Source organism: Nostoc sp. (genome assembly GCF_036917615.1).
Taxonomy (GTDB): domain Bacteria; phylum Cyanobacteriota; class Cyanobacteriia; order Cyanobacteriales; family Nostocaceae; genus Nostoc.
In genome coordinates this window covers 77,068-93,569 of the sequence record NZ_JBALCZ010000069.1, presented here as the reverse complement: position 1 = coordinate 93,569, position 16,502 = coordinate 77,068, and the positions used below count along the sequence as shown (strand labels likewise).

The 16,502-nt window shown below is 42.9% G+C and carries 15 protein-coding genes; 3 read left to right on the top strand and 12 right to left on the bottom strand.

All coding sequences use genetic code 11. The annotated features are described in order from the left end of the window. Positions 1 to 156: 156 nt before the first annotated feature. Together V7K85_RS25150 and era are read right to left on the bottom strand one after the other, a co-directional pair. Complete coding sequence (locus tag V7K85_RS25150; protein WP_334817636.1) at positions 157 to 834, bottom strand: response regulator transcription factor; 678 nt, start codon at positions 832 to 834, stop codon at positions 157 to 159. Between the two features lie 100 nt (positions 835 to 934). Then, positions 935 to 1,909: a GTPase Era gene (gene era / locus V7K85_RS25145; RefSeq protein WP_334817634.1), complete on the bottom strand. Its 975-nt coding sequence runs from the start codon at positions 1,907 to 1,909 to the stop codon at positions 935 to 937. Between the two features lie 282 nt (positions 1,910 to 2,191). Here era and V7K85_RS25140 point away from each other — a divergent pair, with 282 nt between their 5' ends. Continuing rightward, entirely contained in the window at positions 2,192 to 3,274 is a 1,083-nt protein-coding gene (locus tag V7K85_RS25140; protein WP_334817837.1) for an ATP-dependent 6-phosphofructokinase, read from the top strand. Positions 3,275 to 3,375: 101 nt separating this feature from the next. Here the strand turns inward: V7K85_RS25140 and V7K85_RS25135 are convergent, their stop codons facing one another. From V7K85_RS25135 to V7K85_RS25110, 6 genes are all read right to left on the bottom strand, one after another. Next, positions 3,376 to 4,503, bottom strand: a complete 1,128-nt coding sequence (locus tag V7K85_RS25135) for a succinylglutamate desuccinylase/aspartoacylase domain-containing protein (RefSeq protein ID WP_334817633.1) — start codon at positions 4,501 to 4,503, stop codon at positions 3,376 to 3,378. Between the two features lie 487 nt (positions 4,504 to 4,990). Beyond that, positions 4,991 to 5,656, bottom strand: coding sequence for a hypothetical protein (locus tag V7K85_RS25130; RefSeq protein ID WP_334817631.1), 666 nt, complete (start codon positions 5,654 to 5,656; stop codon positions 4,991 to 4,993). After that, entirely contained in the window at positions 5,653 to 6,438 is a 786-nt protein-coding gene (locus V7K85_RS25125) for a hypothetical protein (protein ID WP_334817629.1), read from the bottom strand. The genes V7K85_RS25130 and V7K85_RS25125 overlap by 4 nt, the downstream gene beginning before the upstream one ends. A gap of 966 nt (positions 6,439 to 7,404) precedes the next feature. Next, a complete protein-coding gene (locus V7K85_RS25120; protein WP_334817627.1) occupies positions 7,405 to 7,662 on the bottom strand; it encodes a hypothetical protein in 258 nt (85 codons plus the stop codon). A gap of 179 nt (positions 7,663 to 7,841) precedes the next feature. Continuing rightward, positions 7,842 to 8,480, bottom strand: coding sequence for a histidine phosphatase family protein (locus tag V7K85_RS25115; RefSeq protein WP_334817625.1), 639 nt, complete (start codon positions 8,478 to 8,480; stop codon positions 7,842 to 7,844). Positions 8,481 to 8,831: 351 nt separating this feature from the next. Continuing rightward, complete coding sequence (locus tag V7K85_RS25110; protein ID WP_334817623.1) at positions 8,832 to 9,506, bottom strand: PEP-CTERM sorting domain-containing protein; 675 nt, start codon at positions 9,504 to 9,506, stop codon at positions 8,832 to 8,834. Between the two features lie 760 nt (positions 9,507 to 10,266). On the opposite strand from V7K85_RS25110, the gene V7K85_RS25105 reads away from it, so the two are divergent. Next, positions 10,267 to 10,395 (top strand): hypothetical protein, encoded by a 129-nt coding sequence (locus V7K85_RS25105; protein ID WP_334817620.1) that lies wholly within the window; start codon positions 10,267 to 10,269, stop codon positions 10,393 to 10,395. A gap of 69 nt (positions 10,396 to 10,464) precedes the next feature. On the opposite strand, the gene V7K85_RS25100 is transcribed toward V7K85_RS25105, so the two are convergent. The 4 genes from V7K85_RS25100 to sufB form a co-directional block, all read right to left on the bottom strand. Then, positions 10,465 to 11,727, bottom strand: coding sequence for a cysteine desulfurase (locus tag V7K85_RS25100; protein WP_334817618.1), 1,263 nt, complete (start codon positions 11,725 to 11,727; stop codon positions 10,465 to 10,467). A gap of 95 nt (positions 11,728 to 11,822) precedes the next feature. Continuing rightward, complete coding sequence (gene sufD / locus V7K85_RS25095; protein WP_334817617.1) at positions 11,823 to 13,196, bottom strand: Fe-S cluster assembly protein SufD; 1,374 nt, start codon at positions 13,194 to 13,196, stop codon at positions 11,823 to 11,825. Then, positions 13,196 to 13,984 (bottom strand): Fe-S cluster assembly ATPase SufC, encoded by a 789-nt coding sequence (gene sufC / locus V7K85_RS25090; protein ID WP_334817835.1) that lies wholly within the window; start codon positions 13,982 to 13,984, stop codon positions 13,196 to 13,198. The genes sufD and sufC overlap by 1 nt, the downstream gene beginning before the upstream one ends. A gap of 126 nt (positions 13,985 to 14,110) precedes the next feature. Continuing rightward, positions 14,111 to 15,550 (bottom strand): Fe-S cluster assembly protein SufB, encoded by a 1,440-nt coding sequence (sufB, locus tag V7K85_RS25085; protein WP_334817615.1) that lies wholly within the window; start codon positions 15,548 to 15,550, stop codon positions 14,111 to 14,113. 238 nt (positions 15,551 to 15,788) lie between these two features. Here sufB and sufR point away from each other — a divergent pair, with 238 nt between their 5' ends. Beyond that, on the top strand, positions 15,789 to 16,487 hold the full coding sequence (gene sufR, locus V7K85_RS25080; RefSeq protein ID WP_334817613.1) for an iron-sulfur cluster biosynthesis transcriptional regulator SufR: 699 nt from the start codon (positions 15,789 to 15,791) through the stop codon (positions 16,485 to 16,487). Positions 16,488 to 16,502: the final 15 nt, after the last annotated feature.

Here is a 16,502-nt window from a genome sequence, read left to right as displayed (position 1 = left end):
TTTCCTTGGTTCACAGTTGACGATAATGTTCTTGCACAACTTCGTATATACGACTTGCTATTTTAATAGGTATTTCAGCAGGAGGCCGCAGAGAATTTTCATAGTTTTTTTTGTTGCTGCTAAACTCTTCCACAGCCTTTAGCTATCGTATCGTAATCAAACCAACCCAGAACGCAGTGCTACAACTGCTGCTTGCACGCGATCGTCTACTGCTAATTTATTCATAATCCCCCGGACGTGAGTTTTGATGGTGTTGGGACTAAGATAGAGTTTTTCGGCAATCTCTGGGTTACTCAACCCGTCTACCATGAGTTTCAATACTTCTAACTCGCGCCCAGATAAGTTGGCAGTATTAGTGGTGGGTGAGGGCGGTTTCAGATTATCAATTACTCGCCGCGCAATTTGAGGATCGAGATAGGCTGCGCCATCAACTGCGGCTGCGATCGCACTTAACAATCGTTCCACACTTGCACCTTTGATGCAATATGCATCTGCACCGCTAGACAGGGCAGCAATAATTTCTGTCTCCGTTTGATGAGATGTCAGCATCACCACATGAGTTGCTGGCAGCGCCGCCTTAATTTGTTGTGTCGCTGCAATGCCATCCAATCGCGGCAATCCAATATCCATAACTACCAAATCAGGTTTCAATTTCAGTGCAGCTTGGACTCCCAAATAACCATCTTCTGCTTGTCCAACTATCTCCAACTGAGGATGAGCCATTAACGATTGCTCTAATCCCAGTTGCATCATCGGATCATCTTCGACAATTAACACACGCAACGGCGGAGCATTGCTCGGTAAATTTAAGGGATAGCGAGTATCTAAAGACATTTTTATTAATTAGGAGTCATCTGTCATTTGTCCTTTGTCATTTGTCCTTTGCTTTTTTTGTTTGCCAATGACTAATGACTAATGACAAATGACCAAATTATTATTCTTCCACGCGATAGCCTAACTCTGCTAAACTCACCCGCGACTGTCGCCATTTTGGCTGGACTTTCACAAACAATTCTAGGTAAACTTTACCAGCGATTAACTTTTGAATTTGTTCGCGAGCTTCGCTACCAATCGCTTTGAGCATCGCTCCGCCTTTGCCAATGAGTATGCCTTTTTGAGAATCGCGCTCGACGTTGATGGTAGCAAGTACACGGGTAATGCTGGGAGTTTCTTCTACTAGATCAATGGCGATCGCTACTGAATGGGGTACTTCTTCACGAGTCAATAATAAAATTTGTTCTCGGATCAATTCACCCATAATAAAGCGCTCTGGCTGATCAGTTACCAAGTCTGGGGGATAGTATAATGGCCCAATTTCTAAATGTTCAATTAATAATTCTTGAAGTTGCGGTAATCCTGCACTAGTTTTGGCAGAAAATTTTACGATTTCCCATTCATGGGACTTGGCCATCTGGGCGTAACTATCATCCAGAAACTGAGAATCAGTGGGTTGTTGGTCAATTTTGTTCGCACCCACAATTACCGGTGTTTTGCTGCGACTGAGCAAATCGGCAATATAGCGATCGCCTGCACCACAAGCCACCGCTCCATCTACCACAAACAGCACTACATCTACCGATTCAATCGCAATTTTGGCATTTTGCACCAAAACTTCCCCCAATTGATGATGGGGCTTATGAATTCCTGGCGTATCTACAAAAATTAACTGCGCCTCTGGTGTAGTTAAAATGCCGCGCAAACGGTTACGTGTTGTTTGCGCTACTGGTGATGTAATGGCAATTTTTTGTCCTACCAATTGATTCATTAAAGTAGATTTACCGACATTAGGACGACCAACAATGCCGATAAAACCTGATTTAAATTCAGCAGGAGCCTGGGGAATTGTTACTTCTCCTGAAAAAGAGAAAGTGTAATTTTCAATACTAGTCACCTTTGGCTCCACCCTCATATTTTACAGCTGGGATAACTTGATTTTTTCTTAGACACAAAACAAGCATAAAATTAACCTGGCATTTTTAAGGATTGCTTTTGCCGAGGTTTAATCTACTACTGGCTCTACACTTATATTTTACAGCTGAGATAACTTTGTTTTTTTTTTAGATACAAAACAAACATAAAATTACTTTGGTATTTACAGGGAAGATTTTTGAAACGGTTTAATCTGCTGCTAACTTTGGCTTAAGTTTCATCGACTAGTTAATATATTTGGATCAAAATGTCAATAAAAGATATGGGAGAACGCAAACTCATAGGAATTCTTACCAGTGGAGGTGATTGTTCTGGCTTAAATGCTGTGATTAGGGCTGTAGTAAATTGTGCTGTGAGTACTTACGGTTGGGAGGTTTTGGGAATTCGTCAAGCGACTCTAGGATTAATGGCGCGTCCGCCACAATTCACAAAGCTGGAAATTGATCAAGTTGACTCGCTATTAACTGCGGGTGGCACAATGTTGGGGACAACTAATAAGGGCGACCCTTTTGCGTTTCCAATGGCGGATGGAAGTTTATGCGATCGCTCCGAAGAAATTATTGCAGGTTATCATCAACTAGGTTTAGACGCTTTGATTGGTATTGGTGGCGATGGTAGCTTGGCAATTCTGCGTCGCCTCGCTCAACAAGGCGGGATTAATTTAGTTGGTATTCCTAAAACAATTGATAACGATATTGGCGTTACTGAACATGCCATTGGTTTTGATACAGCAGTCAATATTGCTACAGAAGCACTAGATCGGTTACATTTTACTGCTGCAAGTCATAGCCGAGTCATGATTTTAGAAGTAATGGGGCGTGATGCCGGACACATAGCAATAGCTGCGGGAATTGCGGGGGGAGCAAATGTAATTTTAATTCCGGAAATCCCTTACACAGTTGACCACATTTGCCATAAAATCAAAGAACGCCAAGATAAAGGCAAAAACTATTGTTTGATTATTGTTTCCGAAGCGGTTCGTACCCAAGATGGGGAAAATGTGACGATCACAAATCGCTTAGGTCAATCTCGATACGGTGGAATTGGCGAATATTTAGCCGATAAAATTATTCAGCACATTGGTGTAGAAACGCGAGTTACAGTTTTAGGACACATTCAACGGGGTGGAACTGCTTCACCACTAGATAGATTAGTTGCAACTGTTTTTGGCGTTGCGGCAGTTAATCTAATTGCCGAGAGTAAATACGATCGCATGGTGACTTGGCAAAATCGCCAAGTATTAAGTGTACCAATTACAGAAGCGATCGCTCAATATAGCGCCGTCGATCCGAATGGTACTTTAGTTAAAACCGCTCGTGGTATGGGTATTTATTTAGGCGACTAAAGTGAGTGAGGAGTGAGGAGTGAAAAGTGAGGAGTTAAAAAACTCATAACTCATAACTCATAATTCATAATTCATAACTTATAACTCCTAACTCCTAACTCCTAACTAATAACTCCCAATACAAATTCCCCTTCATTCACAGCTTGATTGGTTGCAACATCATAAACCAATCCATCCTGTTGAGCGCAGACATCAATTACACTGGGTAACTTACCTTCTTTATTAAAACTGAGAATTTGATACAGTTTTTCCCCAGTTTTTATGTGACTACCCAATTTTATTCTGGATTGAATCATACCACCTGCGATCGCATAATATTTTTTCCGGTTGCTGCTAGATGTAAAATTCATTTCATGGGTTTTTGTGTCATCCGATAAATCAGGAATTTGCAGTACACCTTTTTGTGCTAAATAGTTTTTTACACCCCGTACACCTTTAGCGACTGAATCAGGGTTCATTTGCATTCCTGTTCCTAATTCCAGTGTCCAAGCTTCCACATCAAACTTGATTTCTCTACCCAACTCTTTAAAAGAAGCTTCCAGTGCTAACCAAGGTTTGATAAAAGCTTCATCAAAAGCATCACCATCGTATTTATCAAGTAGGATTCCGAAATCAAGTAGGAAGTATTTTGCACTGTCTTCTCGATGTCGGAAGTAATAAAGGTAGTCTAAAGCTTGATTAGTAGAACTATGTAAGTCAATTAAGTAATCTGCATCTAAACTGAGATTTTGTAGCTTGTAGCCAAAAAGCTCAGTGTAGGGCACTGTACTAGGAGAATTAATTTTTTCTAAAATTTTGGCGAATTGTTGCTTAATTATAGTTAGATAATTTTGTCGAACGACCTCTAGATCGATATGAAGTTGAGATTTAGTAAAAGCTACTAAATCATCAGCTTCTTTCTCGTAATCCCAAAATATCCGATTCCAGTCTTTGGCTTCGTAAACGCAGTATCTTCCAGGGGAAAAATGGTGAGCGCGTTCATTCGTCCCCATTGGATTACAAACGGGAACTAGCCAAATTTCTCCAGCTAAATCTGGAGCATTTATTGTTAAAAAAAACTCAATTAGTTGATGAATAACGGCATTCCCAGCAATTTCTGCACCATGCAGATTAGATTGAATGTAAACCTTTTTACCAGGTTGAGCGCCGATGAATTTGTAAACTTGTAGAGACAAGCGATCGCCAGAAGCCATTTGACGTAATACAATACTTTCAATAACTGGCAGCATAAGAGAATTCAGTGATAATTTGAGTAAATTATGGCTGTATCTGTACCGAATTAAAAGCCATGTAAACCCAAATCATACCAAGTATCTATGTAGAGTGTGTTATGCCGTTCGCTTTTAGCGTTCCCGCACCCCTGTTCTTAAGCAAGCTACGCGTAGCATCTCCGATAAAAGAAGGGTAGGCTAATGCACCAAATTATCTATGCTGACAGGGTTTGATAGCAATGGTGGGTTACGACGAAGGTGTAATCCACCCTATATTTACAAATATCCACACCGTACTAAACAAATATTGAGAATTAGCTATGCTCAATTTCTCTTGTTAGTCAAACAAGAGAAATTGAGATATAAAGAACGACAAGCCAAGCAAAAAGTCAGAAAGTTCAGCCTACAAGGGAAGGGGGGTAAGATTCAAAGCCTCTCTCCTTTTAGGAGAGAGGTCAAAGTGTATTGCATACAAACGAGAACCGCTATAAAGGAATTAACAAACTCATGCCCCGTTTGCCAAAGTGCTGTATGAGAAAGAGCTATCTGCAAAGATAAATTTCTCAAAGCCAGTCGTAGAGAAACTAATGGTGTTTCCATTGTTGTTGAAACTGATGTTGGCACTTTCAAGGGTATTGCCAGAAATAACACCAGATACAATCACTTGGGAGCGTTTGAAAGCGCCCAAATCCAGGGTGTCAAAACCTTTACCACCATCAACAGTCGCTCCCCCAAATCCTTTCAAGTAGTCATCCCCAGTGCCCAGATCAATCTTGATCCCGCCACCGATAGAGACTTTTTGTTGAACTCCATCTAGGATACTGGTGGCGATAAGAGAGTCATTCCCATCGCCAGTCTTGATGATTCCTTGTCCATAAATGCCATAAACAGTACCACTAATTGTTGAAGATGCCTGTCCGGTAAGTTTGTCAGAACCATTGCCCGTATCAATGACTCCATCGTTGAAAATGCCATAGCTGGTGGCGTTTTTTTCAGAACTGTTCCCATAACCGATAATCGTGTCGTTGCCCCACCCTGTAGTAATGGTGGCGTCTTTAGTGTTTTGGATGCCGATTCCAGCACCGCCATCGCCGATGCCGCCAGTACTGGTGCCACTATTGCCGCCGTTCCCTGTGCCGGTGATCGTGTCGTTTGCGTCTCCTGTATTCAAACTGCCACTATTGGCGATGCCTGTCCCAGTAGCACCGTTGGCGCCCTTGCCGTTTTGGTCTGTGCTGTCCTTATTGCCACCGCTGCCGCCAGTACCTGTGCCAGTGATCGTGTCTTCTCCGTCTCCGGTATCCAGTTTATTACTGTTAGTGATACCAGTTCCAGTACCGCCACCGCCGCCGTTGAAAAACCCACTAGCGCCCTTGCCGCCAGTACCTGTGCCAGTAATCGTGTCTTTTCCTGAGCCTGTATTAATACTGCCACTGTTAGCGATGCCGATTCCAGTAGCGCCGCCGCCGCCGCCGTTGCCGGCGGCGCTGCCCTTCCCTGTGCCAGTGATCGTGTCTTTTGCTGAGCCTGTATTAATACTGCTACTGTTAGAGATGCCGATTCCAGTAGCGCCGCTACCGCCCACGTAACCCCCACCACTGCCGCCGCCGTTGCCTGTGCCAGCGATCGCGTCGTTTCCATCTCCTGCATTAATACTGCCACTGTTAGCGATGCCGATTCCAGTACCACCATTGCCGCCCTGGTAACCACTACCACCGCCGCCGCCAGTAGCGGTGCCAGTGATCGTGTCGTTTCCATTTCCTGCATTAATACTGCCACTGTTAGCGATGCCTGTCCCAAAAGCACCATTGCCGCTGTTATTGAGGCCGCCACTGCCACTGCCGCCGTTGCCTGTGCCAGCGATCGCGTCGTTTCCATCTCCTGCATTAATACTGCCACTGTTAGCGATGCCTGTCCCAGAAGCACCGTTGCTGCTCTGTTCAGGGCCGTCATCGCCAGTAGCGATGCCAGTGATCGTGTCTATTCCTGAAAGTGTACGAATGTAACCTCCAGTTAAAATATCAATACCAATTGCCGGTGATGCACTTAACTGTTCTCCGATTAAAGTATCTGCACCCCCGTGCCGATGAAATTAGGTGGAACGCTTAGTCTAGGCATGAGCAAAATCCTCTCAATTTAAGTTAGTACGGTAGCGAAAGCTGATTCAAATGACCAGTTTCTCAAACAAATTCCCAGAATCCTTTCTCCAACGGCTATTCAATCATTGAATAGCTTTTGGAGAAGTCTGTTAAATCAATCTTGTTCCAACAAAATAATCAGAATTTCAGGGCATTAAACCCACCCAACAGTAGATGCGTAGGCGTAGTCCGCACTTCTCTACCAGACGCTGCGCGTAGCTTGCTTCCACGTTCGCGCAGCGTCCCGTAGGGAAGTGGTACGAGATCCGGCGTTGCTGAATCATCGGATGATTTCGCCCAATTTGGAACGAATTATCAATGGTTTCAAGCGCCAATTCATCCTGCATTTATGCAACGCCCGACATACTTCGACTGCGCTACCTCGGCTTTGGCTCCATCGAGCGTAGTCGAGATGCTCTCTTCTCTACGAGAGGCTGCGCCTTAAGCGAAGCTATGCCGCAGGCTTTACGGCTACGCTCAGGGCATTGCGCCACAAGTCAGTACAAGAAGCTCAGTGACCTCAGTATAATTACCACTAGTTCAGCATTTCATACAATCTATCTTTAGATATATAAAATATATATCTTTATACTTAGCCATAAATTTACAACTCAGTCAATAGAAGGCTTTTCACGGCGGACTATAATATGTCTTCAATTAACGTAGCAATAAGGGTTTGACATAGTTGATGAGAGTTTAGTGCAGGATGGGCTAGTACCGCAAGGCAAAAGTCACGCATTCACGCATTCAAAATGCTTTAATTTTAGGCTTTCTGGCTGTTTTAAATGGTAGGTTTATTCAGCTCCCCGACTTCTTCAAGAAGTTGAGGATCTCGCAGCCCTTCAAATAAGTTTTGTTTAAGCATTGGTAGCGATCGCATAAGCATTGCCACAAAAATGATCGTTTTCATCACCAAAGCGATCATTTTCATCACCAAAACGATCATTTTCATCACCAAAGCGATCGTTTTCATCACCAAAACGATCATTTTCATCACCAAAGTGATCGTTTTCATCACTAAAGCGATCGTTTTGGTCACGACAAGGTGGTTATTCAGCCCGTCGTAGACATCGGAACAATTGTCGTGTTATATATTTTGAAAATTGGAATAAACGTTTTCTGCAAATACATTGAGCCAGCGAGTGAGCAGGAGCAAGGGAAAAATAATAACTCCTAACTCCTAACTCCCAACTCCCAACTCCCAAATCCTAACTCCCCTCACGTTCCCGGTAAATTTCGCAACCGCTCATCCAAATGAGTCCGCTCTGCCAAAGCCTTCAACAGCGGCCCGTGTGAAGAAAATTCTACAATACTGACCGAGGCAACAGGGCATCCCAAACGAAAACGGAAGCGTCCCACATCAATACCGAGTAAACTACACAGAATAATTCTGATAGTTGCCTTGTGGGAAACCACTAACACATTACCACTGCTGTAAAGACTCTTGATTTCTTCAATTACCTGTATAGCGCGAGAAGCAATTGTAACTGCCATTTCTCCACCATTTGGCGCATACCAAGCTGGATCGGCTGACCAGCGAATATAATCATCGTGATATTCACGGCTAATTACTTCTGGCGTTTTTCCTTCCCACAAGCCATAGTTAATTTCCTTCAAACCATCTCTGAGTTGTGGTTCCATCCCTATTGCTTCACATAAAGGTTTTGCTGTCAATACAGTTCGCCGCATTGGACTACAAAATATTGCTGTCCAATCCATAGAACTATATGCGTCTGCAAAAGCCTTAGCCATCTCCAAGCCTTCTGGGGTAAGTTGTGAGTCTATGGAACCGCAAAAGGAATTATTGCGACTGCATTCTGTTTGTCCATGACGAAGGAAATAAATAGTTAGGCTCACGCTATATTCTCATAGATTGTAAATTTAAGAGCGCTAACAATCAGATGTAGCTGAAGATAGTTAATGCCCGTGCTATACTACTACGTTTTTTTGAGATTTGGAATAATTTTCAGATTGAGCAAAGTTCCCGCAGTTACGCCCGTCGTAGATATTCAAAGAGTAGGCATTAGTGCAGCGCAAGATATTAAATCAATTTTAAAGGCGATCGCCATACAATGTTTCAGGCAATACCATCTTTTACCAAAGGCTATATTAGACAGGGTATTAAGTGTAGAGTTATCAATTTTTAACTCCACACTTAATACACTCTATTTACCTGAACAGAATTATGTATTAGTTGAGTTTGTTAGCCTAGACTTTGCTAGTAACTTTTTGTTGCTGCTTTTGCTTGCGGCTCAAAGCTACACCAAAACTAGCGACTGTCAATAAACTCAAGATAGTTGTAGGTTCAGGGACACGCTCATAGGTGAAGTTATCTAACACTATTTGTGTGCCAGAGCCACCATAACCTACATTGACGCCACCAAAGGAAGTAAATTTTAAACTGTCAATGTCAAGGAAGTCAAAGTTAAACAGTGTAGGGGATGTAGTATCTACAGTTACTGTCGTTGCATACTTAGTTATTCCACCTGAGAAGCCTTCTACCAGAATATCTAAGCCATTATTCCAAGCTGCTGTGAGATCAGCACTGTTGAAGTCAAACTGACCACCGCCAATATTTACAGTACTTACCGTGGCAGGATTTCCATATACATTGTACCCAACATTTGGTGATGAAACTGTTCCATAGATATAACCAGATGGGTTAGAAGTTTGAGCAGTCTTATAATTAAAGTTATCCCAATTCAATCCGCCATAGCCGTTTGGAATTGCACTGCCATAATCAAATTTAGGCGCGGGAAGATCATCAAACGTCAAAACAAGCGCCTGCGCCTGTCCTGTGCCAAGTGTTCCTGCTGCAATAGCAGTAAATGCTGCTATGCTACAAACCTTCAGCAACTCTTTTCTGACAGCTAATATGGTCATTAAACTAACTCCTCTCAAAAGGTAAATGGGTAATATTTGCTAGCACTCAATGAAAGCACGCGCAACAGAGGGATGAGCGCTCACTCTGTCACACCTAAAAACGGAACACGGCTTCAGTCTTCAATATCGCTTCCATATTTAATACCTAGGAATAATTACGTGTTTTTTCGTAAGTATCAAGGTTAATATCACTGAACAAGCAAGTATTTTCAATAAATCATTACCTGGCTTTATGAAAACTTTAAAGTATATATTTTACATCAACCTGGTAAAATACTGCTAAAAGCTAGCAAACACCAGGTTTTAATGTGCTTTAATGGATATCTATATATAAAATTTATGTGAATTTAATTTTGCTAAAAATATTTAGACGATATATTTTATACAGAATTTTAAAAATTCTGTACTGTACAAATTAACCATCATGTATATTGCACAAAATGTCCTTTTCCGGTGCTGATCACAGGTCGCATAAGCTGCCCTTGCTTTAATTTGCACAACTAAGGCGGGCTTTTCGATCTACCCCACAAGAGATTTATTTTTTGGAGGATGCAAATTAAAAGATTTTTAGCTTATTTATTGTGTTGGTTGTTAGATATGGCTCAAAAGCCCAAATATTCGTATGTTACATATGTATGATGCGTAAGTCTTAATATCTATTGTGATAGTTAAAAAATAAAGGTGGGGAAATCGAAGTCATAAGTCATTAGTAGTTATACCCAATTCCTAAAAGTTCAGTAATAATAATGACTATTGACCAATGACTAATGACGCTTGTCGGCGAGCGGCGAAGAATCCCATACCTAAAAGGAATCGGCTTTATTGCCATCTTCCTGTAAAGTCATTGGATGACACTTTAGTTACTCCTGTAAAAAATCCAGATAATTAAATTGTGCCAACTATTAGCAAGATATGTTGCTGATATTTGGCACAATCAGTGTCTGAATATTTTGTAACTTTAAGCAAGGAAACCTGCAAAAAAGTCCAGAGTTTCTTTAAGTGCTTTGATGAAAATATCAATTTCCTCGCGGGTGTTGTAGAAAGATAGACTTGCTCGTGCGGTTGCAGCAAGACCTAAGTAACGGTGTAATGGTTGAGTGCAGTGGTGTCCAGAACGAATTGCAACACCTTCTTGATCTAATAATGTAGATAAGTCGTTGGCGTGGACTTCTCCAGCTGTGAATGACGCAAGAGCAGCTCTACCTTCCCCTTTAGCATTTGGTTTGGGGCCGTAAATTCTAATTTGGGGAATTTGCTCTAATTGTTGGAACAAATAAGCTGTTAATTCTGCTTCGTAAGCGTGGATTTTATCCATGCCGATACTGCTAAGATAATCTATCGCAGCACCAAGTGCGATCGCTTCTCCAATTGCAGGTGTACCAGCTTCAAATTTATGCGGTAATTCTGCATAAGTAGAATGGTCTAAATATACCTCTGCAATCATCTCACCACCACCAAAAAATGGTGGCATTGATTCTAATAACTCCAACTTACCATACAGAAATCCTATCCCAGTTGGAGCGCACATTTTGTGACCGGAAGCTACCAACCAATCACAATCTATCTGCTGCACATCAATGGGGAAGTGAGGAACACTTTGACAAGCATCAACTAAGAATTTAGCACCGGATTTGTGAGCGATCGCACCAATTTCTTCCACTGGATTAATACAACCCAAAGCATTAGAAATATGCACCACTGACACCAATTTTGTTTTGTTAGAAATCAGCTTTTTAAACTGTTCCAAATCAAACGTTTCTTCTGGTGTTAGTTCTACAAATTTCAGTACTGCACCCGTTTTTTGCGCCACAAACTGCCAAGGCACAATATTACTGTGGTGTTCCATCACCGAGAGAATAATCTCATCCTCCGGTTGCAAATTGTTCATTCCCCAGCTGTAGGCTACTAGATTAATTGCCTCACTTGCGTTGCGGGTGTAGATGATTTCCTGACGTGATGCAGCATTGATGAATTTGGCAACTTTATCTCTAGCACCTTCATAAGCATCAGTAGCTTTAGCACTCAGGATATGAGCACCTCGATGCACGTTAGCATTATATTGCTCGTAATAATCCCGCAGGGTATTTAATACGAACAAAGGCTTTTGTGATGTCGCAGCATTATCGAGATAAACTAAGGTTTTCTCATTAACTTCCTGATGCAATATCGGGAAGTCAGCGCGAACTTGATCAGCAATAGTTTTGGTAGGGGTGAAACTCATTGGTAGATTAGTTATTAGTCATTAGTCACTTGTACTGAGCGAACGCAAGAGCGTCTCGTAGAGAAGCCGTTGGCGCAGCCTCTCGTAGAGAAGTATTAGTCATTAGTCAGGGACTTAAGATTATTGACTGTGTTTAAAAGGATTTCTCGCAGAGAGGTAACTGGTATTTGGTTAATAACTTCAGCAGCGAAAGCGTTAATTAACAACTTCCGAGCATCGTTTTCATCAATTCCTCGACTTTGCAGATAGAATATTTCATCATCTTCCAATTGGCTAACGGTAGCACCGTGAGCACATTTTACATTATCAGCAGTAATTTCCAATTGGGGTTTAGTATCAACCCTGGCTTTCGATGATAACAGTAAATTCCGATTCAACTGGGCTGCATCTGTCAACTGTGCCAGTTTAGGAACAAAAACTTTGCCATTGAATACTGCATGAGCGCGATCGCCTACAATACACTTATGCAACTGCTTACTCGTACTGTGAGGATAGTTGAGTGCGATCGCACTATGAGTATCAGACAACTGCTTACCATAAATCATTGTCAACCCATTGAGAGTAGTTTCTGTCTGCTCACCAGTTTGCAAAATTTCTAAATTGTGCCGTGACAACTTCGCGCCTAAAGTTATGGCATGACAAGTATATCGACTATCACGAGCTTGTGCGATCGCAGTCTTCCCAATATGAAAAGCCTCTGCACCTTCTCGCTCAACCCTAGTGTGATTCACCTCAGCATTGTCACCAACCCAAATTTCCGTAACCGCATTAGTAAAATATACTCCCTCTTCCTCTGCGCTCTCTGCGCCTCTGCGGTTCGTATACTCTTCAACCAACGTCACCTGCGAACCACCTTCCGCCACCACCAAACAACGCGGCTGCGAAATCGTCGGTATCCCCCCCCCAACCGAAATAAACACCAAATGAATGGGCGTTTCAACCACCACATTCTTCTTCACCCACACCACAGCTGCATCAGTTATCCCAGCCGTATTGAGAGCAGTAAAAACTTCCTGCGCTCCCTCAGTTTGAGCTAAATACTGCCGTACACCCTCCTGCTCAACCACAGACAAACCAGCCAAATTACTCACCACAATTCCAGATGGTAAATCTGAAACTGCTGATAACTCCGGCACAAAAACGCCATTAACAAATACCAAACGACTATTAGGCGCTTCTGGCAAAATATCAAATTCTAAAGACGGGAAATTTCCCATCTCTAGATTAAATTGCACCTTTCGCAAAGACGACAAATCAGTAAATCGCCATTCTTCCTCGCGGGTAGTGGGAATAATCGAGTGGCGTACCCAATTAGCAGCACTTTGGCGTAATTCCTGCAACCAACCTTCTGTTTTCGTTGCCGTTACTTGATTTAATAACCCAGTCAGATAATCATCTCTATCTAACATCGATGTCAAACTAACTGCATTTGAGTTAGGAATTGGACTGGGAGACACTTGAATACTCATTACACACCCACCTCAACGGCAAATTCTTCCAGCACCCAGTCATAACCGCGAGACTCCAATTTTAGTGCCAGTTCCTTACCACCACTCGTAATAATCCGCCCATTTGCCATCACATGCACAAAATCTGGCACAATATAATCGAGTAACCGTTGGTAGTGGGTAATCAAAATTGTGGCATTTTCCGGACTTGCCAGTTGATTTACCCCATTCGCCACAATCCTCAGCGCGTCAATATCCAAACCCGAATCTGTCTCATCCAAAATTCCCAACTTTGGTTCTAACAGCGCCATTTGCAGAATTTCATTCCGCTTTTTTTCACCACCAGAAAACCCTTCATTCAAACTCCGACTGAGAAAACTGGAATTCATCTTCACCACATCCAGCTTTTCCTCAATCAAATCGTCAAAATCAAAGGCGTCTATTTCCTCTAAACCTTGCGCTTTGCGACGGGAATTGTACGCCACCCGCAAGAAATCCAAATTGCTCACACCTGGAATTTCTAACGGATACTGAAACGCTAAAAATACACCACTTCTTGCTCGTTCCTCTGGTTCCAATTCCAGGAGATTTTGCCCCTGGAAAATTACCTCCCCGCCAGTCACCTCATAGGCTGGATGTCCAGCCAACACCTTAGAAAAGGTACTCTTACCAGAACCATTCGGCCCCATAATCGCATGGATTTCACCCGATCGCACCTCAAGATTTACACCTTTCAAAATTGGTGTCCCATCAATATTAGCCGTCAGATCCCTTACTGACAGCACAATTTCACTATTTTCAATAATCATGTTGTCTCTCATCTTTTTTGGTTCGTAGTCGGCGTTTAGCGCTTTTTAACAACGCTAAAGCGCCGACTACAAGCGTTAATCTTTTCAGTTCGTAGCGATTTTCCAGCACTATGCTGACTACAAGCCCTATCCAACACTGCCTTCCAACTTCAAACTCAACAACTTATCAGCTTCTACAGCAAACTCCATTGGTAGCTGATTAAAAACATCCTTACAGAAGCCGCTAATCATCATCGAAATTGCATCTTCTGAGGAAATACCCCGTTGAGCGAAGTAAAATAACTGATCTTCCCCAATCTTGGAAGTAGAAGCTTCATGCTCCACCTTCGCAGCGTTATTTTGCACCTGAATGTAGGGGAAAGTGTTCGCATGGGCATTATCCCCAATCAGCATCGAGTCGCACTGGGAATAATTTCTCGCTCCAATCGCCGTCGGGTTGACTTTCACCAAACCCCGGTAGCTATTGCTGGATTTACCTGCGGAGATTCCTTTTGAAATAATTGTACTGCGAGTATTCTTACCTACGTGAATCATCTTACTGCCAGTATCGGCTTGCTGCATATGATTTGTCAGCGCCACCGAGTAGAATTCACCTATAGAGTTATCACCCACCAACACACAGCTGGGATATTTCCAAGTAATTGCCGAACCTGTTTCTACTTGAGTCCAGGAAATCTTGGAATTTACGCCCTGACACAAACCGCGTTTGGTGACAAAGTTGTAAATACCGCCTTTACCGTTGGCATCTCCAGCGTACCAGTTTTGCACGGTGGAGTATTTAATTTCAGCATTGTCAAGGGCGACGAGTTCCACAACGGCGGCGTGCAACTGGTTGCTATCATACATCGGTGCGGTACAACCTTCGAGGTAAGAAACATAACTACCTTCTTCGGCGACAATCAAAGTCCGCTCAAATTGTCCCGTGTCACCAGAGTTGATGCGGAAGTAGGTAGACAGTTCCATTGGGCATTTCACGCCTTTAGGAATATAGACAAAGGAACCATCGCTAAATACGGCGGCGTTCAAGGCGGCAAAGTAATTGTCAGCTATAGGAACAACGCTACCCAGGTATTTTTTGATCAGTTCTGGGTGTTCCTGCAACGCTTCCGAAATCGAGCAGAAAATAACGCCGTCTTCCGCTAGCTTCTCTTTAAATGTAGTGGCGACAGAGACGCTATCGAAAATCGCATCGACGGCGACATTTGCCAGTCGTTTCTGTTCAGATAGGGAAATGCCTAACTTCTCGAAGGTTTCTAAAAGGGTTGGATCAACTTCGTCCAAACTGTTTAGTTTTTCTTTCTTGCGTTTCGGCGCTGAGTAGTAAATGATATCCTGATAATTAATTGGCGGATACTTGACATTCGGCCAAGTTGGTTCCGTCATTTTTTGCCACTGGCGATAAGCCCGGAGGCGAAAGTCCAGCATGAACTGCGGCTCGTTCTTCTTAGAGGAGATTAAGCGAACAACGTCCTCGTCTAGTCCACGCGGAATAGTGTCGGCTTCAATATCGGTAACAAAGCCGTACTTGTAGGGTTGGTTGACTAAGGTTTTGACAGTGGCACTCATCAGTAATAATCTCTCGTATTCAGAACTCTTTTAGGATGGGAGACGGGCTGTGGCTAACCGATTCCCATATCACGTTACGGAATGGTTACACGGCTGCTAGAATAGGGGTGGAGACTAAAACAACTTCATTGTTGTTTAACCTATCTTCATTTTACGCTAGATTAACAACAACAATGTTGTCAAAGTCAAATTTTCCCAGAAATTTTTGGGACGTTAGCTCAACGTCTCGCAGCAGAAGATGGCGACTACCCACCAGTCCTCAACCAAGCAAGATATCCTAGAATATCTGCACAAACATGAAAAAGCAACGGCTTTTGAGTTAGCTGAAGTTTTAGAAGTTACCCCTCAAGCGATTCGTCGTCATCTCAAAGATTTGGAGACGGAGGAGCTAGTTTTGTATTCATCGACAGTGCAGGCGGCGGGGATGGGGCGTCCGCAGCACGTTTATCAACTGAGTCATCAGGGACGCGATCGCTTGCACCGAACAATGAGCGATCGCTTTGGTGATGGCCACGGTCATTTTGCGGTTTCGCTGCTAGACACCTTAGCCGAAACGGTAGGACACGACCAATTTAAATGGATTTTACAGAAACAGTGGGAGCGCAAAGCACTAGAGTACCGTGATCGCGTGGGTAGCGGTTCACTGCGGGAACGTGTAGCCAACTTAGTAGAGTTCAGAAAAGCGGAAGGCTTCATGGCGGAATATCACCCTGTTGATGTGAATGACTGCTTTGAGAGCGATCGCTTTATTTTAATGGAACATAACTGCGCTATTTCCAACGTTGCCGAGTCTTTCCCCAGCATCTGTGGTCACGAATTAGAAATGTTTGCTGCCGTCTTACCTGATTGTACCGTAGAACGCACCCACTGGATTATCAACGGCGAACATCGTTGTGGCTATTTGGTACAAGCTCGCCTGCAAAATTCTGATAGATAAATTCGGTTTTACATT

Bases quoted from the DNA above. Each gene is read 5' to 3' on its own strand.
- sufC (WP_334817835.1), bottom strand. From the start codon at position 13,984: ATGATTATTGAAAATAGTGAAATTGTGCTGTCAGTAAGGGATCTGACG.
- V7K85_RS25105 (WP_334817620.1), top strand. From the start codon at position 10,267: ATGACTAATGACGCTTGTCGGCGAGCGGCGAAGAATCCCATACCTAAA.
- V7K85_RS25100 (WP_334817618.1), bottom strand. From the start codon at position 11,727: ATGAGTTTCACCCCTACCAAAACTATTGCTGATCAAGTTCGCGCTGAC.
- V7K85_RS25140 (WP_334817837.1), top strand. From the start codon at position 2,192: ATGGGAGAACGCAAACTCATAGGAATTCTTACCAGTGGAGGTGATTGT.
- sufB (WP_334817615.1), bottom strand. From the start codon at position 15,550: ATGAGTGCCACTGTCAAAACCTTAGTCAACCAACCCTACAAGTACGGC.
- sufD (WP_334817617.1), bottom strand. From the start codon at position 13,196: ATGAGTATTCAAGTGTCTCCCAGTCCAATTCCTAACTCAAATGCAGTT.
- V7K85_RS25150 (WP_334817636.1), bottom strand. From the start codon at position 834: ATGTCTTTAGATACTCGCTATCCCTTAAATTTACCGAGCAATGCTCCG.
- V7K85_RS25125 (WP_334817629.1), bottom strand. From the start codon at position 6,438: ATGACGGCCCTGAACAGAGCAGCAACGGTGCTTCTGGGACAGGCATCG.
- era (WP_334817634.1), bottom strand. From the start codon at position 1,909: ATGAGGGTGGAGCCAAAGGTGACTAGTATTGAAAATTACACTTTCTCT.
- V7K85_RS25135 (WP_334817633.1), bottom strand. From the start codon at position 4,503: ATGCTGCCAGTTATTGAAAGTATTGTATTACGTCAAATGGCTTCTGGC.
- sufR (WP_334817613.1), top strand. From the start codon at position 15,789: ATGGCGACTACCCACCAGTCCTCAACCAAGCAAGATATCCTAGAATAT.
- V7K85_RS25110 (WP_334817623.1), bottom strand. From the start codon at position 9,506: ATGACCATATTAGCTGTCAGAAAAGAGTTGCTGAAGGTTTGTAGCATA.